The sequence below is a fragment of the Afipia sp. MLSD5-FHT05B12 genome (genome assembly GCF_058793355.1).
In genome coordinates this window covers 294,262-314,739 of the sequence record NZ_JBXAFS010000004.1, presented here as the reverse complement: position 1 = coordinate 314,739, position 20,478 = coordinate 294,262, and the positions used below count along the sequence as shown (strand labels likewise).

General features: G+C 63.4%; 13 protein-coding genes and 1 pseudogene. 6 read left to right on the top strand and 8 right to left on the bottom strand.

All coding sequences use genetic code 11. The features are described 5' to 3' along the window. Positions 1-4 precede the first annotated feature (4 nt). On the top strand, positions 5-619 hold the full coding sequence (gene gstA / locus AC1Q6J_RS08570; RefSeq protein WP_492278885.1) for a glutathione transferase GstA: 615 nt from the start codon (positions 5-7) through the stop codon (positions 617-619). A 207-nt stretch (positions 620-826) separates the two neighbouring features. On the opposite strand, the gene AC1Q6J_RS08565 is transcribed toward gstA, so the two are convergent. The 3 genes from AC1Q6J_RS08565 to AC1Q6J_RS08555 all read right to left on the bottom strand — a co-directional run bounded on the left by AC1Q6J_RS08565 (position 827) and on the right by AC1Q6J_RS08555 (position 6,268). Continuing rightward, complete coding sequence (locus AC1Q6J_RS08565) at positions 827-3,040, bottom strand: 3-hydroxyacyl-CoA dehydrogenase NAD-binding domain-containing protein (protein WP_492278884.1); 2,214 nt, start codon at positions 3,038-3,040, stop codon at positions 827-829. A 144-nt stretch (positions 3,041-3,184) separates the two neighbouring features. Further along, positions 3,185-4,393 carry an acetyl-CoA C-acetyltransferase gene (locus AC1Q6J_RS08560; protein WP_492278883.1) on the bottom strand — a complete coding sequence of 403 codons (1,209 nt, stop codon included), beginning with the start codon at positions 4,391-4,393 and terminating at the stop codon, positions 3,185-3,187. Between the two features lie 81 nt (positions 4,394-4,474). After that, positions 4,475-6,268, bottom strand: a complete 1,794-nt coding sequence (locus AC1Q6J_RS08555; RefSeq protein ID WP_492278882.1) for an acyl-CoA dehydrogenase C-terminal domain-containing protein — start codon at positions 6,266-6,268, stop codon at positions 4,475-4,477. Positions 6,269-6,371: 103 nt separating this feature from the next. On the opposite strand from AC1Q6J_RS08555, the gene AC1Q6J_RS08550 reads away from it, so the two are divergent. The 4 genes from AC1Q6J_RS08550 (at position 6,372) to AC1Q6J_RS08535 (ending at position 12,514) form a co-directional block, all read left to right on the top strand. Beyond that, positions 6,372-7,091: a TetR/AcrR family transcriptional regulator gene (locus AC1Q6J_RS08550; protein WP_492278881.1), complete on the top strand. Its 720-nt coding sequence runs from the start codon at positions 6,372-6,374 to the stop codon at positions 7,089-7,091. 193 nt (positions 7,092-7,284) lie between these two features. Continuing rightward, on the top strand, positions 7,285-10,581 hold the full coding sequence (locus AC1Q6J_RS08545; RefSeq protein ID WP_492278880.1) for a hypothetical protein: 3,297 nt from the start codon (positions 7,285-7,287) through the stop codon (positions 10,579-10,581). A gap of 224 nt (positions 10,582-10,805) precedes the next feature. Beyond that, on the top strand, positions 10,806-11,732 hold the full coding sequence (locus AC1Q6J_RS08540) for a sulfite exporter TauE/SafE family protein (RefSeq protein ID WP_492278879.1): 927 nt from the start codon (positions 10,806-10,808) through the stop codon (positions 11,730-11,732). Beyond that, complete coding sequence (locus AC1Q6J_RS08535) at positions 11,729-12,514, top strand: TIGR02186 family protein (RefSeq protein WP_492278878.1); 786 nt, start codon at positions 11,729-11,731, stop codon at positions 12,512-12,514. Before AC1Q6J_RS08540 ends, AC1Q6J_RS08535 begins: the two co-directional genes overlap by 4 nt. On the opposite strand, the pseudogene AC1Q6J_RS08530 reads toward AC1Q6J_RS08535, so the two are convergent. The 4 genes and pseudogenes from AC1Q6J_RS08530 to AC1Q6J_RS08515 all read right to left on the bottom strand — a co-directional run. After that, positions 12,511-12,657: pseudogene (locus tag AC1Q6J_RS08530) on the bottom strand (divalent metal cation transporter); the annotation flags it as partial. The gene AC1Q6J_RS08535 and the pseudogene AC1Q6J_RS08530 sit on opposite strands and share 4 nt — an antisense overlap. A gap of 43 nt (positions 12,658-12,700) precedes the next feature. Beyond that, complete coding sequence (gene pdeM, locus AC1Q6J_RS08525; RefSeq protein ID WP_492278877.1) at positions 12,701-13,441, bottom strand: ligase-associated DNA damage response endonuclease PdeM; 741 nt, start codon at positions 13,439-13,441, stop codon at positions 12,701-12,703. Between the two features lie 75 nt (positions 13,442-13,516). After that, on the bottom strand, positions 13,517-16,066 hold the full coding sequence (locus AC1Q6J_RS08520) for a ligase-associated DNA damage response DEXH box helicase (protein ID WP_492278876.1): 2,550 nt from the start codon (positions 16,064-16,066) through the stop codon (positions 13,517-13,519). 71 nt (positions 16,067-16,137) lie between these two features. Beyond that, positions 16,138-17,349 (bottom strand): ABC transporter substrate-binding protein, encoded by a 1,212-nt coding sequence (locus AC1Q6J_RS08515; protein ID WP_492278875.1) that lies wholly within the window; start codon positions 17,347-17,349, stop codon positions 16,138-16,140. 312 nt (positions 17,350-17,661) lie between these two features. On the opposite strand from AC1Q6J_RS08515, the gene AC1Q6J_RS08510 reads away from it, so the two are divergent. Then, positions 17,662-19,092: an outer membrane protein gene (locus AC1Q6J_RS08510; protein WP_492278874.1), complete on the top strand. Its 1,431-nt coding sequence runs from the start codon at positions 17,662-17,664 to the stop codon at positions 19,090-19,092. A 9-nt stretch (positions 19,093-19,101) separates the two neighbouring features. On the opposite strand, the gene AC1Q6J_RS08505 is transcribed toward AC1Q6J_RS08510, so the two are convergent. Further along, a complete protein-coding gene (locus AC1Q6J_RS08505; RefSeq protein WP_492278970.1) occupies positions 19,102-20,028 on the bottom strand; it encodes a class I SAM-dependent DNA methyltransferase in 927 nt (308 codons plus the stop codon). Positions 20,029-20,478 lie beyond the last annotated feature (450 nt).

The following is a 20,478-nucleotide window of genomic DNA, read 5'->3' as shown; positions in this document are numbered from 1 at the left end:
TCCCATGAAACTGTATTATTCGCCCGGCGCCTGCTCGCTGTCCCCCCATATCGCCCTGAAAGAAGCCGGTCTCCCCTTCGATCTGGTCAGAGTCGACCTCAAGGCGAAGAAACTCGAGGACGGGAGCGACTACACCCAGGTCAATCCGAAGGGCCAGGTCCCGGCGCTCGGTCTCGCCAATGGCGACTTGCTGACCGAAGGCGCGGTGATCGTCCAGGTGATCGCCGACAAGGCGCCGCAGAAGAACCTCGCGCCCGCCGCCGGCTCGAGCGAGCGTTACAAGCTCCAGGAATGGCTGAATTTCATCGCCAGCGAATTGCACAAGAACTTCAGCCCGCTGTTCCAGCCGGTTCTGTCCGACGACACCAAGGCGTTCTTCAAGGACCGCCTGATGGGCAAGTTCAAATACATCGATCAGGCCCTGAAGGGCCGGGATTACATGATGGGCAACCAGTTCACCGTGCCGGACGCCTATCTCTTCACGATGCTCGCCTGGGCGGATCGCGTGGGGCTGGATACTTCGGGTCTTCCAAATCTTGTTGCCTACAAGGCGCGCGTGGCCGCGCGGCCGAAGGTGCAGGAAGCCCTCACCGCCGAGGGACTGCTGAAGGCGTCATAAGCGCGGTCACATTGTTGAGACTGAAAAAGGCGGGATCATCGATCCCGCCTTTTTTGTTTCCCCTCTCCCCTTGTGGGAGAGGGTGGCGAAGTGAGCGAAGCGAACTGAGCCGGGTGAGGGGTATAACCTCATGAGGGAACGAACCCCTCACCCGCCCTCACTTCGTTCGGGCTCCCTCTCCCCGCATGCGGGGAGAGGTGAACTCCGTTACGCCGCCGCCTTCTTCGGCGCGAAGCGGCCGTAGAACGTCTCACCCTTGGCTGCCATGTCGACCAGCAGCTTCGGCGGCGTGAAGCGCGAGCCATGCTTTTTCTCGAGCTTGTGACACAGTTCGACGAAGTTCTTGGTGCCCATGAAGTCGATGTAGGACAGCGTGCCGCCAGTGAACGGCGCGAAGCCGAATCCGAGGATCGAGCCGACGTCAGCTTCACGCGGATCGGTGATGACGCGATCCTCGACCGTGCGCGCGGCTTCCACCGCCTGCACCACCAGGAAACGCTGCTTCAACTCTTCAATGTCGAGTGTATCCGGATCGAGATGCTTCGACTGCAAGGTGGTCAGTTCAGGCCACAGCTTCTTCTGGCCCTTGCCCTTCTCGGGATAGTCGTAGAAACCCTTGCCGTTCTTGCGGCCGAAGCGTCCGCGCTTCTCCACCATCTCGACCAGAAGCGCCTTCTGCTCCGGATCGACAGCCTGCGGACCCATGTCGGCCTCGGTGGCCTTGAGGATCTTCAGCGACAGGTCGATGGCGACCTCGTCGTTGAGCGAGAGCGGGCCGACCGGCATGCCGGCCATCTTGCCGACATTCTCAATCATCGCAGGCGGCACGCCTTCCTTGAACATCTCGTAGCCTTCGGAGACGTAGCGCAGCACGCAACGATTGGCGAAGAAGCCGCGCGAGTCATTGACTACGATCGGCGTCTTGTTGATCTGCCGCACGTAGTCCAGCGCGGTCGCCAGCGCCACGTCGCCGGTGTTCTTGCCGACGATGATCTCCACCAGCATCATCTTCTCGACCGGCGAGAAGAAATGGATGCCGATGAACTTCGACTGGTCCTTCCACTCCTCGGCCAGCGAATTGATCGGCAGCGTCGAGGTGTTGGACGCGAAGATCGCGCCGTCGCGCAGCAGCGGCTGCGCCTTCGCGTAGGTCTCGGCCTTGACCTTGCGGTCCTCGAACACAGCCTCGATCACGAGATCGCAATCCTTGATCGCATTGTAGTCCGGCGTGGCGGTGATGCGGGCGAGGATGGCATCGGCCTTGTCCTGCTTCATGCGGCCCTTGGCGATCTGGCTGTCGAGCATGGTCTTGGCGTGACCCTTGCCCTTGTCGGCGCTGTCCTGATCGCGGTCGATCAGCACCACGTCGATGCCGGCCTGCGCCGACACAAAGCCGACGCTGGCGCCCATGAAGCCGGCGCCGATCACGGCGAGCTTCTTGACCTTGGTCGGCGGGACGTTTTGCGGACGACGCGCACCCTTGTTGAGTTCCTGCATCGACACGAACAGCGAACGGATCATCGCCGCCGCTTCCTTCGAGCGCAGGATCTTGGAGAAGTAGCGCGACTCGACACGCAGCGCCGCATCCATCGGCAACTGCAAGCCTTCGTAGACGCACTGCATGACCGCGCGCGCGGCCGGATAGTTGTCGTAGGTCTCGCGGCGCAGGATCGCGTTCGCCGGCGGGAAGAACTGCATGCCCGCTTTCGAATAGACCGGCCCTCCGGGCAGCTTGAAGCCCTTCTCGTCCCAGGGCGCGACGGCCTTGCCGCCGGCCTTGATCCAGTCCTTCGCGGTCTTGATGAGATCAGCCGCGGGAACCACCGCACCGACAATGCCCGAGGCCTGAGCCTTCTTGAGATCGATGGCGTCGCCCTTGAGCAGCATCTGCAAGGCGTCCATTGGCTGGATCATGCGCGGAAGCCGCTGTGTGCCACCGCCGCCGGGGAACAGGCCAACCTTGATCTCGGGCAGACCGAGACGGGTCTTCGGATTATCCGAGGCAACGCGATAGTGACACGCCAGCGCCAGCTCGAATGCGCCGCCGAAAGCGAGGCCGTTGATCGCTGCAACCCACGGCTTGCCGGAGGTTTCGATCTTGCGCAGGTTCTGCGAGAGCTTGGAGACTTCGTCGAAGACGTACTTGTTGGCGACGTCCTCACCCTTGCTCTTGAGCAATTCGAGATAGGCGCGGTTCATGCCTTCCAGCATGGTCAGGTCGGCGCCGCCGGAGAACGCCTCCTTGCCGGAGGTGATGACGACACCCTTGACCGCCGCATCCTTGGTGGTCGCATCGACGATGGCGGCGAGTTCGGTGCCGGTGGTTTCGTCCAGCACGTTCATCGACTTGCCGGGAATATCCCACGTCACCAGCGCAATGCCGTCGGCGTCGGTCTCAACCTTGAAGTTCTTGTAGGACATGTGATCGCTCCCAATTCCTTGCCGTCATCCTGAGGTGGCCTCGCCTCTTGCGAGGCCCTCGAAGGATGACCTGATGAAACTCTCCGTCATCCTTCGAGGCTCGGGCATTGCCCTCGCACCTCAGGATGACGTGCTGCGGTTGCCTCAAACGCGCTCGATGATGGTCGCGGTGCCCATGCCGCCGCCGATGCACAGCGTGACGAGAGCAGTGGACTTGTTGGTGCGCTCGAGTTCGTCGAGCACAGTGCCAAGGATCATCGCGCCGGTCGCGCCGAGCGGATGGCCCATGGCGATCGCGCCGCCATTGACGTTGATCTTGTCATTGTCGATCTCGAACGCCTGGATGTAGCGCAGCACCACCGAGGCGAACGCCTCGTTGAGTTCGAACAGATCGATGTCCGACAATTTCATGCCGGAACGCGCCAGCACCTTCTTGGTGACATCGACCGGGCCCGTCAGCATCATCGCGGGCTCGGAGCCGATATTGGCGAAGGCGCGGATCTTGGCGCGAGGCTTCAGGCCACGCTTCTTGCCGGCTTCGGCATTGCCGAGCAGGACAGCGCCCGCGCCATCGACGATGCCCGACGAATTACCGGCATGATGCACGTAGTTCACCGCCTCGATTTCCGGATGCGACTGCACGGCCACCGCATCGAAGCCGCCCATCGCGCCCATCGCCGCGAACGATGCCTGCAACTGGCCAAGCGACTGCATCGTCGTGCCCGGACGCATGTGCTCGTCCTTGTCGAGGATGGTGATGCCGTTGACATCCTTCACCGGGATCACGGAGTTCTTGAAGCGGCCCTCCTCCCAGGCCTTTGCCGCGCGCTGCTGACTCTGCACCGCGTAGGCATCGACGTTGTCACGGGAGAAGCCGTATTTGGTGGCGATCAGGTCCGCCGACACGCCCTGCGGCATGAAATAGCTCGGCACCGCGATCGACGGGTCCATCGGCCATGATGCGCCCGAGGAGAGGATGCCGACGCGGCTCATGGATTCCGCGCCGCCGCCGATGGTCATCTCGTGCTGGCCGGACATGACCTGCGCAGCCGCGAAATTCACCGCGTCGAGGCCCGACGCGCAGAAGCGGCTGATCTGGATGCCCGGAACCGATTCACCAAGGCCCGCGTTCAGCGCCGCGAAACGCGCGATATCGCCGCCGGCCTCACCGATCGGATCGACCACACCGAGGATCACATCGTCGATGGTATCGGGTGCGATGTTGTTGCGTTCCTTGAGCGCCTTCAGCGGCGCGGTCGCCAGCGCCAGCGCTGTGACTTCGTGCAGAGAGCCGTCGGACTTGCCTTTGCCGCGCGGCGTGCGGACATGATCGTAGATAAATGCCTCAGGCATAACGCCCTCCTTGGAGTCCCGGTGGTTGATGAATTTGCATAGGAACTCGCGCCGGTCCCCGGCGCGAGGAAACCAAAAAACTCAGAACGCTTCGGCGGGCAGTTCCATCATCGAGCCCGCGCCGGTCTGGATGCGCGCAAGACGCAGCGCGGTTTCGGGCAGCATCCGCTCCATGAAGAACTTGCCCGTCACGAGCTTGGACGTCAGGTAAGGCTGCTCGCCGGATTCCGCCAGCTTGTCCTGCGCAACTTTCGCCATGCGCGCCCACATGTAGCCGATCGCGACCAGACCGAAGAGATGCATGTAGTCGGTGGACGCCGCTCCGGCATTGTCCGGCTTGGCCATCGCATTCTGCATCAGCCACATGGTCGCCTGCTGGAGATCCTTCACCGCCGCGCCCAGCGGCGCGATGTAGGGCTTCATCGCCTCATTGGCGGCGTTGTCCTTGGAGAAGGCAGCGACCTCGTTGAAGAACGTGGTGATCGCGCGTCCGCCGGCGCGGCCGAGCTTGCGGCCAACCAGATCCAACGCCTGGATGCCGTTGGCGCCTTCATACAGCATCGTGATGCGCGCATCGCGCACGAACTGCTCCACGCCGGTCTCGACGATGAAGCCGTGACCGCCGAACATCTGCTGGGCGGCGACCGCATTGGCAAAACCCTGATCGGTCAGCACGCCTTTGATGACCGGCGTCAGAAGGCCCATGTGGTCGTCGGCGGCCTCGCGCTCTTTCGGATCGTCGGAACGATGCGCAACGTCGCTTTTCAGCGAGGTCCACACCACAAGCGCGCGCGCCCCCTCGTTGAACGCGCGGATCGACATCAGCGTGCGCCGCACGTCGGGGTGAACGATGATCGGATCGGCAGGCTTGTCGGGAGCCTTCACGCCGCTGATGGAGCGGCCCTGCAAGCGGTCCTTCGCGTAGGCGACGGCGTTCTGGTATGCGACTTCGGACTGCGACAGGCCCTGAACGCCGACGCCGAGGCGCGCCTCGTTCATCATCACGAACATCGCCTCCATGCCCTTGTTCTCGGCGCCGACCAGGTTGCCGACCGCGTTGTCGAAATTCAGCACGCAGGTCGAATTGCCGTGAATGCCCATCTTGTGTTCGATCGAACCGCACGACACACCGTTCGTCTCGCCGCTGAGCGAGCCGTCGGCCTTGAGCTTCATTTTCGGAACCACGAACAGCGAGACGCCCTTGATGCCGGCCGGCGCGCCTTCGATGCGCGCAAGGACAAGGTGAACGATGTTTTCGGTGAGATCCTGCTCACCACCCGAGATGAAAATCTTGGTGCCGGTGATCTTGTAGGTGCCGTCGGCCTGCTTGACCGCCTTGGTGCGCATCAGGCCGAGGTCGGTGCCGCACTGAGGTTCGGTGAGGTTCATGGTGCCGGTCCATTTGCCGGTCACCATGTTCGGCACAAAGGTCTGCTTCTGTTCCGGCGTGCCATGCACCAGAAGCGCCGCCATCGCGCCCTGCGTCAGACCGCCATACATGCCGAAGGCCATGTTGGCCGACGACATGAATTCGCTGACCGTTTCCGACAGCGACGCCGGCAAGCCCTGCCCGCCGAATTCCTGCGGAGCCGCCAGACCGATCCAGCCGCCATCGGCGAACTGCCTGAATGCTTCCTTGAATCCCTTGGGCGTCGAGACGCTGCCATCGTCGTGGCGTGTGCAGCCTTCGAGGTCGCCGCTATGGTTCAGCGGATGAAGCACTTGCTCGGCGAGCTTGGCGGCCTCGTCGAAAATCGCTGCGCGGACATCCGCCGTCGCGTCGCTGAAGCCGGGAAGATTGTTGTAGCGGTCGATCTGAAAGACGTCGTTGAGAAGGAAGGTCACGTCTTCGACGGGTGCTTTGTAGATCGTCATGGAATGTCTCTCAGTTCACAATTGGACGTGGATTGCGCGAATTGTTGGCGATGCGCCGCTTCAGCAAATGGACTGCCTTCGATGACCTCACCATGACATGGAAATGCGCGCGACGCGCCGTCATCAGCGAGCGCGAGGATATCGACACCATTCATACCGACGCCAGTTCAAGTGCCATATTCTGGCATCCGTACACATCTGTACGGAACCTAGCGCGCGGCGCCATTTTGTGTCAATACACATGTGCATGGTTGAAGTTGCCGAATCTTCACTCTCGAAAGACCGCCTCACCCGTGAGCAATGGATTGCCCATGGGCTGCGGACACTTGCCCGGCAAGGCGCCGCCGCCCTGAAAACCGGCATGCTGGCCGAAGGGCTGCAGGTTTCAAGAGGCAGCTTCTACTGGCATTTCGAGAGCATTGCCGATTTTCGCACCCAGCTTCTGGCGACCTGGCAAGAACGCGCGACGGATGGCGTGGTCCGCGAGATCGATTCGTCGATCATGGGACCTGCGCGGCTGACTTATTTGATGAAATTGGCCTTCAAGGAAGACAGAAGCCTCGATCGCGCCTTCCGCTCATGGGCCGCCACGGATGCCGATGCCGCCAAGGTCGTCTCAACAGTCGATGCCAAACGAGTCGCCTATATCGCCAAACTTCTTCGCGAATCCGGCGTTGATGCCAAGGCGTCGATCCCCCGCGCGGAGTTCATTTACTGGGCCTATATCGGGCAGTCGTCTGTGATGAATTCCGCTCACGGAACAATAACCGAAGCGGATCTCGGCGATCTCAGCGGCCTGTTTACCCGGCCGTCCTCAAGCTGACGCCTCAGGCCACAAAGTCATAAGGCCGAATTAATAATCAGGCCGCTACCGTTTCATTAACCCGGTATTTACCGTAACGCGAAAAAGTCGGGACTGGAAACAGACGTCTCGCGTCGAAATTTGATTGTCTCTTCAATGGGACGCGGGGGTCTGAAGCGCACTGGCAGGAGCCAGCGCCAAGACGGACCAAGGCATGACAGCGCGCGTATCGTGGAGTGTTGACGGAATCGAGCCATCGGTCCGCGAAAGGGCCGAAGCTTCCGCGCGACGTGCCGGTATGTCCTTGGGAGATTGGCTGAATTCGGCAATTGGCACCCCGGCAGCCGGGTCCCGCGAAGCCCAGGATGTCGCCGAAATTCACAAGCGGCTGGATTCGATCAGCCGCCAGGTCGAGCACATGTCGCGTGCTCCGGGTGCCCCAAAAAACGATCCTGCCGTGGCCCGGCAATTGAACGACGCCATTTCGCGGCTGGATGCGCGGCTGTCGCAGATTTCAGGCAGTAACCCGTCTCCCAACCCGCCTTACCAGGCTGCTCCGGCCGTCCACACTGCCACGGTTACGTCGCCCGCCATGTCGCCCGGCATGTCTCCGATGGATTTCTCCATCGCGGAAATCGTTGCGCGGCAGGGCGAACTCGACGGCGCGCCGCGCGCCATGCCGCAGCCATCCATGCGGATGCCGCCGCCGTCATTCGTGAACCACGCGCCACCGATCCAGCCGCAGGCCGACTTCTCCGGTCTCGAGCGGCAACTCTCCCAGATCACCAGCCAGATCGAACTGCTGCGCCGGCCCGATGGCATCGAGCAGTCGATCGCCTCGTTCCGCAGCGAGCTGAGTGAAATCCGGCAGGCCATCACCGAGGCGATGCCGCGCCGCGCGATCGAATCCCTCGAAGGTGAAATCCGCTCGCTCGGACGGCGCATCGATGAAACGCGCTCCAGCGGCACCGACAGCACGGCGCTGGCCGGGATCGAACGCGCGCTGTCGGACATCTACAGCGAACTGCGCGCCCTCAAGCCTGCCGAACAGCTCGCCGGCTTTGACGATGCGATCCGCAATCTCGGCGGCAAGATCGACACCATCGTGCGATCCAGCCACGATCCGGCAACGGTTCGTCAGCTTGAGGATGCCATTGCCGCGCTCAAGGTGATCGTCTCGAACGTCGCCTCGAATGACGCGCTGAACGAGCTCGCCGAACACGTCCAGTCACTGTCGATCAAGGTCGATCAGCTTGCACGCGCGGGCGGCAGCGGCGGCGCCGATATTCTGTCGGCGCTCGAACAGCGTATCGCCGTGCTGACCACCGCGCTTGAGCAACGCGACCGTCCGCCCGCGGGCGACACCGTCTACTTCGACAATGCAGTCCGCACGATTTCGGACCGGCTCGACAACCTTCAGGTCGGCAATGACAGCGCCGCCTCGCTGAGCCATGTCGAGCAGCGCGTCCATCACCTGCTCGAACGGCTTGAAGCCTCCGAGACGCGCGGCGGCAATCTCGCGCGGGTCGAGGAAGGCCTGTCGGACATTCTCCGTCATCTTGAAACCCAGCGCACCAGCGGCGCAGCCGCCGATCCCGGCGTCCGCGCGGTCGCGCCGATGGACAGCGAGCTTGTCGACACCATCAAGCGCGAGCTGACCGATATCCGTTTCAGCCAGTCGGAAACCAACCGGCATACGCAGGATTCGCTCGAAGCTGTTCACAATACGCTCGGCCACGTCGTCGACCGGCTGGCGCAGATCGAGGGCGATCTGCGCAGCGCGCGGACGGCTCCCGCCATGCGCGAGATGCCGCGCGATCAGGCGCTGCCCGAACCCCGTGCGCGCGAAACCCATGCGCCGGAGCCGCCGCGCCCGGCGATATCCTTCGCGCCGGTGCCGCGCCCCGAAATGCCAAATCCGGCTGCGGCACAGGCTCCAATTGCACGCCCGCAAGTGGCGCAATCTGCCGCGCCCGCGCTCGACATCGCGTTGCCCTCCAGTGTGGAGATGCCTTCCGCCGCACCCGCATCGGTGCGCCCGCCGCCGAGCCCGCGCGGTCCGATCGATCCCAGCCTTCCGCCGGATCATCCGCTGGAGCCGGGAACCCGCATGCAAGCGTCGCGCGGCGGGTCCAGCCCGTCCGAGCGCATTGCCGCGTCGGAAGTCGTTCTGAACGAGATTTCCGCAAGCAAGCAGGAACCCGTCAGTTCGACCAATTTCATTCAGGCCGCGCGCCGTGCCGCGCAGGCCGCCGCGGCTGCGCCTCCCGCGGCAACGGGACCGAAGCCAAATCGCGTGACCGCGCTCAACGATGCCGCCCGCAACGCAGCCAAGGCTGCGGCGATCGGAGATTCCGGCATCTCCTCGAAGATTCGCGCGTTGCTGGTAGGCGCGAGCGTGGTCGTGATCGTGCTCGGCACCGTCAAGATGGGCATGAACCTGCTCAGCGGACACGACAGCTCGAACTCGTCGCTCCCTGCCGAAACCAGCGTGACCCCGCCGGCACCGCCGCCTGCGCCGGAAAACGGACCGCGCTCCGATGCGTCGCCAGCAATCACGCCATCGATGACGTCGCCGACATTGCTGACACGTCAGTCGCCAATGAGCGGGCCGCAGATTATTTCAGTCCCTCAGATGCCTGCGATCCCCGCCGCGGCACCGGCTGAACCTGTCGCCGCGCCTGCTGCCACGCCTGTTGCACCCGACGTCACCGGCTCGATCGCCACGCCGGCGGAACGGGTTTCCGTGACCATCCCATCGGGTGCGAAGACCAAGACGAAAATCAAGCTGACCCCGGTCGCGGACAAATTGCCCGAGACCATTGGCAACGCCGCGCTTCGCAACGCAGCCAACAGGGGCGAGCCGGGCGCGGCCTTTGAAATCGGCGTGCGCTACGCCGAAGGCCGTGGCGTTGCATCTGACTATGCCACAGCCGCGAAATGGTATGAACGCGCCGCGGAGGGCGGCATTGTCCCGGCGACGTTCCGTCTGGGCACGCTTCACGAGAAGGGGCTCGGTCTCAAGAAGGATATCGAGACCGCACGCGGTTACTATCTGCAAGCTGCCGAGAAGGGCAGCGCCAAGGCGATGCACAATCTCGCGGTGCTCGACGCGGACGGCGGCGGCATGGGGCCGAACTACAAGAGCGCGTCGCAATGGTTCCGCAAGGCGGCCGAACGCGGCGTCGCGGACAGCCAGTACAATCTCGCGATCCTCTATGCCCGCGGCATCGGCGTGGAACAGAATCTCGCCGAATCCTTCAAATGGTTCAGCCTGGCCGCGGCCCAGGGCGACGCGGATTCCGGCCGCAAGCGGGACGACATCGCCAAACGCCTCGATGCCCAGTCGCTCGCCGCTGCGAAGCTCGCGGTCCAGACCTTCGCCCCCGAAGCACAGCCGGACGAAGCCACCGCCGTTGGCGCGCCGGCCGGCGGATGGGACGTTGCCGCGCCCGCCACACCGGCGGCGAAGCCTGCCGCCAAGGCGGCCGCTAAAAGCGCGAGCCGCTGATCCTGTAGAATCCCCGGATTTGCAGCGCTGAAGGCTGGCGTCCGCGTTAAGATTAACGCGGCGCAATCCCGAAACCACACCGCGCATTTTTCGGACCGCTATCCGGATTCTTTAACGCCCCCGCAGACGATTTCGGCTAAGCAGGGGCGCGGCGCGTGACCCGCGTCGCGGCACACTCACTGCTGCGAGGTCCCGGCCCCGCGCCAAAATTCAAGCGAACGCGCGTGCAACTTTTCCTCCCCATCGCGGACATTCCGGTCAATGTCTTTCTCATCCTCGCGATGGGCGCGGCGGTCGGTTTTGTGTCCGGCATGTTCGGCATCGGCGGCGGCTTCCTGATGACGCCGCTATTGATCTTCGTCGGCATTTCCCCCGCTGTCGCCGTCGCCTCGGTGTCCAGCCACATGGCGGCATCGTCCTTCTCCGGCGCATTATCCTACTGGCGCAAGCGCGCGATCGACCCCGCGCTGTCGATGGTCCTGCTCTGCGGCGGCGTCACCGGCACCGCGCTGGGTGTCTGGATTTTCGCGCTGCTGCGATCGGTCGGGCAGCTCGACCTCATCATCGCGCTGTCTTACGTGGTGCTGCTGACCGCCGTCGGCACCCTGATGTTCCTCGAAGGCTTGCGCGCCATCTTGCGCGCGCGGCGCGGCAACACGGCCATCACCCGGCGCGCGCGGGCGCAGGGCTGGATTCTCGGCCTGCCGCTGAAGATGCGCTTCAAGCGCTCCAAGATTTATCTCTCCGTGATCCCGGTGGTTGCTGTCGGACTGCTGGTCGGCTTTCTCGGCGCCATCATGGGCATCGGCGGCAGCTTCCTGCTGATCCCGATCATGATCTATGTCCTGCGGGTGCCCACCGCGACCGTGATCGGCACCTCGATGGCGCTCACGCTGGTGACGATGGTGGTCGCAACCATCCTGCATGCCGTGACCAATCATCTGGTCGATGCGGTGCTGGCATTGGTGCTGATGGTGGGCGGCGTGATCGGCGCGCAGTTCGGCGCGCGCGCCGGGCAGCGAATCCGCGGCGAACATCTGCGCCTGCTGCTGGGGCTTCTGATCCTGTCGGTCGGCGTCCGCTTCGCGGTCGAACTGGTGATCCGTCCGCAGGAGCTCTATTCCATTCGCGATCTGGGGATTGGCGGATGAGACACCGCGCACTCCCCATATGCACCGCGTTATTGCTCGCCCTTGCCGCGAGCAGCATGACCGCGAGCGCGGAGAATCTGATCGTCTCGGTCTCCAACCATCGCATCACGGTGACACCGAATTATTCCGGCGAGGAACTCGTGCTGTTCGGCTCGATCGAGCGCGACGCCAAATCCAGGCCTCCCGGCACGGCTTACGATATTGTCGTGACCGTGAGCGGGCCGCGCGCCGACATGGTCACCCGGCGCAAGGAGCGTAAGCTCGGCATCTGGATCAATGTCGATTCCCGCCAGTTCATTCAGGTCCCGGCCTATCTCGGCATTTTCGCCGACCGCCCGATCGACAACATCGCCTCACCCGACGTGCAGCGCCGGCAGCAGATCGGCATGAACAGCTTCCCCTTGCCGCAACGCGTGGGTCCCGACGTCGCCAACACGGTCGCGAGCGATCCGTTCCGGACAGCGTTTGTGCGGCTGCGCACCGACCACGGGCTCTACCGCGAGCAGACCAACGCCGTGACATTCCTGACGCCGACGCTGTTTCGCACCGGCATTCCGCTGCCCGCGGAGGTGCCGACCGGAACCTATACCGTCGATATCAAGCTGTTCGCCGATGGCGCAGCCCTCGCCAGAACCGAAACCGCATTTGAAATCGTCAAGGTCGGCTTCGAACAGTTCGTCGCCAACTCCGCGCGCCAGCACGGGCTGCTCTATGGTCTCGCCACCGCGATGATGGCGATCATGACCGGTTGGCTCGCATCTGTGGTCTTCCGCAGGGATTAGAGAAGGAAGCCGGCGATCATCGCGACCACGCAGATCGCCATTGCCGCCGTCGACAGCCACCCCAGCCAGTACAGCGGGCCGGTAATCACAAACGTGCTCATCACATCGCGGCGGCGCGCGATGACCATCAGCAACAAAGGTACACGCTGGCTCCAGTTTCAGGGATGAGGGGGCCGAGGCGCAAGTCTAATAGCAGCGCGACGCCGCGATGGTGTGTACACGGCGATCGCCGAGTACATGCGCGGTGAAGGCCAGTGTCTGGAAGATCGCGGCAAAGGCAACATCGCGAATGCTCAGGCCGCCGGTGTAGGCGCCGAACGCCGGCATCACCGCGCGTTCTCCATCGCTGGCGAAACATCGCCGCTCGAGGGAACGCCCGCGTGTCGAGACCCGCGCCTTGGGATGAAGATGGCCTGCGATTTCGCCCACCGCGCCGGTCGGCTCATGGCGAAACACGATCGGCCCGATGGCAACCTCATCCGCGACCGTGCCGCCAAGATCGCGCGGCAGCGCCGGATCGTGATTGCCGGAAATCCAGATCCAGTCGCGGGATGACTGCAACGCCGACAGCGCATCGCGGTCATCCGGCGACAACCGCTCATGCGCCTCGCGGTCGTGGAAGCTGTCGCCGAGCGCAATCACCGTGCGTGGATCGTGGCGCGCAATCACGGCGCTGAGCCGCGCCAAGGTCGCCGCGGTGTCGAACGGCGGCAGCAACACGCCGCGCTGCGCGAAGCTGGAACCCTTTTCCAGATGCAGGTCCGAAACGATGAGAAGGCGCTCGTCTTCCCAGAACAGCGCGCCCGCGAGGTCCGCGGAAAAGGTAATGCCGGCGACGGTAACGGCCTGTTCCCCTCCCCCTTGCGGGGAGGGGTTAGGGGTGGGGGTTGAGCCGAGCCATTGCATCAGCTTTTCTGAATTCCGCATTCACCCCCCTCCCCGACCCTCCCCCGCAAGGGGGGAGGGAGTGCGCACGGCACATAACGCCTCCGCTGAGAAAATTTATCCGGCCGCCTCTTTCACCAGTTGCTCGGCAGCCTCCGCCAGCAACTCATCGGAAGCTTCGCCATAAACCGCTTCACGGCCGATTTCCAGCATCACCGGCACCGCCAGCGGCGACACCCGGTCGAGTTCCTTATGTGTGATTCGGCCCTTGATCCGGATCAGCATATCGCTGAGGCGGCGAATATCCAAAAGGCCTGTCGCGGCATCGGCCCGCGCCGCGCGCAGCAGCACGTGATCGGGCTGGTGCTTGCGCAACACGTCGTAGACGAGATCGGTCGAGAACAGCACCTGGCGCCGCGATTTCTCCTCGCCGGTGAATCGCCGCGCGATCAGCCCCGAAATCACCGCGCAGGTGCGGAACGTGCGCTTCATGAGCGCGGACTCCGCGAGCCACGCTTCCAGATCGTCGCCGAGCATGTCCGCATCGAACAGCGCATCGAGGTTGAGGCTGCCATTGCGGACCATCGACGACATATCGCCGAGCGACCACACCGCCAGCGCATATTCATTGGCGACAAAGCCGAGCGGCCTGGCGCGCCCGCGTTCCAGCCGACGCGTCAGCAGCATGCCGAGAGTCTGATGCGCAAGGCGCCCTTCGAACGGATAGCAGACGAGATAATGCTTGTCGGCGCGCGGGAATGTTTCGACGATCAGTTCACGCGGACCCGGCACACGGGAAAACGCGGCCTGCAATGACAGCCACTCGCGCACCTGATCGGGCAGGCCTTTCCACGCGCGCGGGTCTGCGAGCAGGAGACGCACGCGCTCCGCGAGATATGTCGAGAGCGGAAACTTGCCGCCCGCGTAGGACGGCACCTTCGCGTTGGCGTCGTTGCTGCGCGAAACATAGACCTCATCTTCCATCAAGGCTTCGTAGCGCACGACCTCGCCGCCGAACACGAAGGTGTCGCCCGGCACGAGGCCTTCGATGAAATACTCCTCGATCTGGCCGAGCATCCGCCCGCCCCGCGTGATCGCGCCGGTGGCGCCTGAGCCCTTGCCACGGCCGCGCACCAGCTTCACTTTCAGCATCGGCTCTTCGACAATGGTGCCGACATTGAGCCGATAACCCTGCCGCACGCGCGGATTGGTGACCCGCCATTTCCCGGCCTTGTCCTGCTTGATGCGCGCAAAGCGTTCATAGCTCTTTAGTGCATAGCCGCCGGAGGCGACGAAATCGATCACGTCGTCGAAATCCTTGCGCGGCAGGTCCATATACGGCGCGGCACTTCGCACCTCGTCGTAAAGCGCGTCGGCGAGAAACGGCTCGCCGCAAGCGCAGCCAAGAACATGTTGCGCCAGCACATCGAGCGAGCCGGTGCGCTGCGGCGGCGTATCCTGCGCATTCTCCGCGACCGCATCGATGGCGGCGCGGCACTCCAGCACCTCGAACCGGTTGGCCGGGACCATGACGGCGCGCGACGGCTCGTCGAGACGATGATTGGCGCGGCCGATTCGCTGCATCAGCCGCGACGCTCCCTTCGGCGCGCCGACATTGATGACCAGATCGATGTCGCCCCAGTCGATGCCGAGATCGAGCGACGAGGTGCAGACAACGCCGCGCAACTTGCCCGCCGCCATCGCATCCTCGACCTTGCGGCGCTGCGCCACATCGAGCGAGCCATGATGCAGCGCGATGGCAAGACCGTCGTCATTGATGCGCCACAGATCCTGAAACAGCATCTCGGCCTGGGCGCGGGTGTTGACGAACATCAGCGAGGTCTTGTTGGCCTTGACCAGATCATAAATCTCGCCGAGCGCGTGACGCGCCATGTGGCCCGCCCACGGCAGCCGCTCCCTGGTGTCGAGCATCTCGACGATGGGCGCGGCGCCGGCATCCGCGATGACAAGATCGGCCATGTTCTGCGCACCACTCACCTGCGGCATCAGATAACGCCGCAGGTCGTCCGGCTCCGCCACCGTCGCCGACAGGCCGACGGCCGTCGCCCGCGGCGCAAGCCGCCACAGCCGCGCGAGGCCGAGCGACAGAAGATCGCCGCGCTTCGATGTCACCAGCGCATGCAGTTCATCGAGCACGATCCGTTTCAGCGACGAAAACAGATACGGCGCGTCGTCGGACGACAGCAGCAGCGCAAGCTGTTCTGGCGTCGTCAGCAAAATATCCGGCGGATACTTGCGCTGGCGCTGCCGCCGCGAGACCGGCGTGTCGCCGGTGCGGGTTTCGACCCGGACCGGCAGGTTCATATCCGCAATCGGGCGTTCGAGGTTGCGGGCGATATCCACCGCCAGCGCTTTCAGCGGAGAAATATAAAGTGTATGCAGGCCGCCGCTGCGCGCGACGCTGCGGCCGGTCGATATTGTCTTCGCGGATTTCGGCTGAGGCGTGCCCAGTTCAACCAGCGTCGGCAGAAATCCCGCCAGCGTCTTGCCCGCGCCGGTCGGTGCGATCAGCAGCGCCGAGCGATTGTCCTGCGCCTTTGCCAGGAGATCGAGTTGATGCGCGCGCGGCGACCAGCCCCGCGCCGCGAACCAGCGCTGGAAAATTTCGGGCAACAGATCTGGCGATGTCGGGGCCTTGGTGTCCACGCCGTAGAATTAAGGCGTCGCAGGCGTCCGGTCGAGGGCGGAGACGGACGATCCGCCTCCGCCAGAAAGATTCATTGGCTGACCGGCTTATCGGACAGATCCCAGTCCTTGCCGTTGAAGACGCCGATGAACAGCGTTTTGATGGGCGAGTAATCATCAGGCGACGTGGCGTAGGTGATGCCGGGCAGGAAGATCGGCGCCTTGTATCCGGCCAGCGACGTCGCCTGCTTCAGCACGTTCTCGTGGGTCAGTTCATCGCCGCACTTTTCGAGAATGCGCGCCATGGTCACCGCCTGAGAATAACCCTGGAACGCGATCGTATTGTCCTGATCGACGTTCGGCAGGTATTTCGTGCGCAGTTCCTGAAAGCCCATCACGTCGGGATCGCTGGTCCATTTCGGGCTGCCGACTTCCTTGGTGTAACTCGCGGCCACGATGCCGATGGCGTTCTCGGTGCCGGCCGCGTTGAGAATCGAGCGGCCGCTCGACGTACTGACCAGAAGGTGCAGCGGCTTCCAGCCCAGTTCCGCCACCTTGCGGATCGATTGCGAGGTCGCCTTGCCGGTGGAGATATTGAAGAACACATCCGCGCCGGATTTCGACAGATTGATCATCTGCGAATCGATGGTCGGATCGGTGAGATCGTAGGAGGCTTCCGCGATCACCTTGGCCTTGCCGCCAGCCTCCGCCAGAATCTCCTTGAAGGAGTTCATATAGTCGCGGCCAAACTCGTCGTTCTGATAGAGGACGGCGACCTTGGCGTTCGGCTTCTTTTGCAACAGGTATCGCGCGAGGATGCGCCCTTCGGTGGGATAGAGCGGCAGGCCCGGCGTGGTCCACCTGAAATTCTTCGGATCGTTCCAGCGTCCGGCGCCGGTGTTCAGAAGAAGCTGAGGGATTTTCTTGCTGTTGAGATACTTCTGCACGGCGGTCTGCGGGCCGGTGCCGAGCGAACCGAACAGCGCGAGAACCTCTTCCTGCTCGACCAGCCGGCGCGTCGCCTCGACGGTCTTCGGCGCACTGTAGGAATCGTCCAGCGTCAAAAACGTGATCTTGCGCCCATTGATGCCGCCTTTTTCATTGAGCATCTGGAAGTAGGCCGCCTGGGTGCGGCCGATCACGCCATAAAGCGAACCCGCTCCGCTATGGGGTACGGTCTGGCCGAGCTTGATTTCGGTATCGCTGGCGCCCGGATCGTATTTCTTCTCGGCATGCGCTACGGATGCGGCCATCAGGACAGCAGCCGTGAACGCAGTGGCGATCGATGTCGTCGTCGTTTTCATTTTCTTGTTGTCTCCCTGAATTGGCCCAGCGGCATTCTGCGGTGCCTTTTATTTTTCCCGGCGATTCATCGCGGATCGGACGCAGATCGCGCATCGTGACGGGCTCAGGACCGCCGTCTTGCGTTTTGAGGTCATGCGCGATGCTTTTTTGCGGCCGCGCGGGTCATCTCGTTCGCCGCGCCGTAACCGCCTTTGATTCCAGCCAGATTTCACCAAACCGCCCTGCGACATTTTGGCTCATGTGTGGCCCGAGAGGTACAGCGGAGCCGCCCGGCAACCGCTAAACAGCACCGGGCTTTGAATTGGAATCGCATGCAGAAGTTTTTGATCGCGGCCACGCTCGTCACAACGACGGTAAGCGCCCAGGCCGCGGACCTTCCCGCCAAAATTGCCTTCAAGAAAGCGCCTGTCGCATCGACGGCCTATGACTGGACCGGATTCTATGCCGGCGTGAACGCCGGGCTCGCCGTCGGCGGCGAAGGCCGCTCGGGCCTCAATGTGCTCGGCTTCGGCGGTTCGTTCGAGACATTCAATCTCGCCTCGCTGGGCGTCGTTGGCGGCGGTCAGGCCGGATACAATTATCAGTCCGGCAACTGGGTGATCGGCGCGGAAGCCGACATCCAGGGCATCGGCAACGACAAGCATTCCAACTGCGTCCTGACCTGCAATGCGCTGAACGCCGCCATGCTTCAGCAGGACATGACCTGGTTCGGCACCGTGCGCGGACGGGTCGGCTACGCCAGCGGTCCGATCCTGAACTATTTTACTGCCGGGTTTGCTTATGGCGGCGTCAAGGTGAGCGATACGCAGCGCTTCTTCGGCGTCAACGCTGGCACCTTCGCCGTTGAGCAGACCAGAACCGGTTTCGCCCTGGGCAGCGGCATCGAAGCTGCCGTCGCAGGCAACTGGACCGCGAAGATCGAATATCTCTATGTCGATCTCGGCACGATCAACCAGGCCTTCGTACTCGGCGGAATTCCTCATGCGATCGGCACCGAGGTGCGCGAAAGCATTTTCCGCGCCGGCGTGAACTACCGTATCGGCGGCAATGGCAGCCTGTTTGCGCTGACGCCTGCCGCGAACTGGACCGGCTTCTACGCCGGCGGCAACGGCGGTTCAGGCATCGCGCGCGATGCCACGACCCACAGCGTGCTATCCGGCGCGACAGCCAGCAACAGCTTCGACCTCGCGCCGCGCGGTTACAACGGCGGCTTGCAGGCCGGGTACAACTGGCAGCGCGGCAACATTGTCTACGGCCTTGAGAGCGACATCCAGTATTCGACTCAGGAGACCGATCGAAGCTGCCTGTTCACTTGCACGCCAGCCGCCTCGGCTTCCTACCGTCAGAAGCTGGACTGGTTCGGCACCGTGCGTGCGCGCATCGGATACGGCGTCGGCCCGACGCTGTTCTACGCCACCGGCGGTCTCGCCTATGGCGAGGTCAAGACCCGCGTGACTGAAAACATCACCACGCTTGGAATCAACGGTACCGCGAGTTTCAAGGATGTGCGTGCCGGCTGGGCGCTGGGTGCCGGCGTCGAGACGCCGCTTGAATTGTTCGACTGGTTCAAGCCCGGCCAGTGGAGCGTCAAGACCGAGTATCTCTACATCGATCTCGGCAGCGCATCGAACAGCTACAATCTCAACGGCGTTCAGCACAACCTGACCACCGAAGAGACCAATCACATCTTCCGCACCGGCGTGAACTATCACTTCGACGCGCCGGTGACCGCGACATACTGATCGCAGCGCTCAGGCCTTGCTCGCGGTGACGGCCAGTCCCGGCACCGGCTCGCCGGCCTCGATGCGGGTCGATGCCGCCGTGATCGCGCAAAGCATCAATCCGGCACCGGCGATCGCCCCGCGCAGATAGGCCTCGCTGTGGGCGTAGCGCAGCCCGGGACCGAGGATCACACCTTTGCCGACGTGCGTCTCCACTGTGAACGCCAGCAGCCCCTGCGGCTTCAGCACGCGCGCCGCCTCAACCAGCAATGCCTCCAGCTCCGGCACGTAAACGAAAGCATCCGCCGCGATGACCAGGTCTGCACTGGCGTTGTCCTCGGCCTGCAAGCCTTGCAGCATGTCCGTGACATCCAGACGTGCGTAAAGGCCGGTGGCGCGCGCGCGCTCGATCATGCCGGACGAGAGGTCGACGCCGATAAATTCGTCGGCGAGTGAGGCGAACTCCCGGGCGACAAGGCCGGTCCCGCATCCCAGATCGATCGCGCGCCTGAAATGCGCCGGCAATTTTGCCGCGTGACGCGCCGCCAGCACCGCCTTCAGCAACACCGCCGGTCCGCAATAGTCCAGATCGTTCACCAGCGTCTTGTCGAACCGCGGCGCGTACTGGTCGAACAGCGCGCGCACATAACCAGGCGGCATGGTGGAGAGGTCTTCGATCCCGAGGCGCATCAGCCGCAGCTTGGCGCCATGGCGATCGTCCGGGTCGGCGTCGCGGGCGCGGAGATAGGCGTTCACGGCGTCGTCGCGCTGGCCCATCTGCTCGCGCAGGTCGCCGAGCGCGAACCATGCCGAGGCAAAGCCGGGCTCAAGCTCCGCCGCCTGCGCCATCAGATCGGCGGCGGCGGCCAGATCGCCGCGCAATTGCAGGTCACGTCCGAAATCATAGCGCCGGTCGGCGATGAGATTTCCCGATGACAGGAACAAGGACGCGGGCATGGACTTGATCTGAACCTTCATGAAGCGACGCGCAAAAATATCAGACTCCAGCGCACATCCGAAGTGACCATATAACGCATATGACAGCATCCGTTTCAGCCGTGGATTGGTGCCGACAAATGATGCCGCGGCGGCGCTAATCCTTGCCTATCCGCCTTTCATCCGGCCCTGCAGGACCTGATTCGGCAGCAGAACTGGACTTGACAGACCCGGATATAGGAATATAATCTTATGATATATTTCATCGGTTCGATGTGTTTGATCAGCGCTCCGGAACGATGAAACGGCCGATGACACGGTGGAGCGCCGGGAGGCGCAGCGCCCTGCGTCATTGGGCGCGCGCGGCTCTCGCAAAGCTGCGCAAGGCGGCCCGATCACAAGGTCCGCCTCAAGGCGTCTCGCCAACGCCTGGCGCCTCCCGCCGCTCCATCGCGTCGACGCATTTGCGCC

Excerpts from the sequence above, each read along its gene's own strand:
- gstA (WP_492278885.1), top strand. The coding sequence starts at position 5 with ATGAAACTGTATTATTCGCCCGGCGCCTGCTCGCTGTCCCCCCATATC.
- AC1Q6J_RS08565 (WP_492278884.1), bottom strand. The coding sequence starts at position 3,040 with ATGTCCTACAAGAACTTCAAGGTTGAGACCGACGCCGACGGCATTGCG.
- AC1Q6J_RS08560 (WP_492278883.1), bottom strand. The coding sequence starts at position 4,393 with ATGCCTGAGGCATTTATCTACGATCATGTCCGCACGCCGCGCGGCAAA.
- AC1Q6J_RS08555 (WP_492278882.1), bottom strand. The coding sequence starts at position 6,268 with ATGACGATCTACAAAGCACCCGTCGAAGACGTGACCTTCCTTCTCAAC.
- AC1Q6J_RS08550 (WP_492278881.1), top strand. The coding sequence starts at position 6,372 with ATGCGCGCGACGCGCCGTCATCAGCGAGCGCGAGGATATCGACACCAT.
- AC1Q6J_RS08545 (WP_492278880.1), top strand. The coding sequence starts at position 7,285 with ATGACAGCGCGCGTATCGTGGAGTGTTGACGGAATCGAGCCATCGGTC.
- AC1Q6J_RS08535 (WP_492278878.1), top strand. The coding sequence starts at position 11,729 with ATGAGACACCGCGCACTCCCCATATGCACCGCGTTATTGCTCGCCCTT.
- pdeM (WP_492278877.1), bottom strand. The coding sequence starts at position 13,441 with ATGCGGAATTCAGAAAAGCTGATGCAATGGCTCGGCTCAACCCCCACC.
- AC1Q6J_RS08515 (WP_492278875.1), bottom strand. The coding sequence starts at position 17,349 with ATGAAAACGACGACGACATCGATCGCCACTGCGTTCACGGCTGCTGTC.
- AC1Q6J_RS08510 (WP_492278874.1), top strand. The coding sequence starts at position 17,662 with ATGCAGAAGTTTTTGATCGCGGCCACGCTCGTCACAACGACGGTAAGC.
- AC1Q6J_RS08505 (WP_492278970.1), bottom strand. The coding sequence starts at position 20,028 with ATGCCCGCGTCCTTGTTCCTGTCATCGGGAAATCTCATCGCCGACCGG.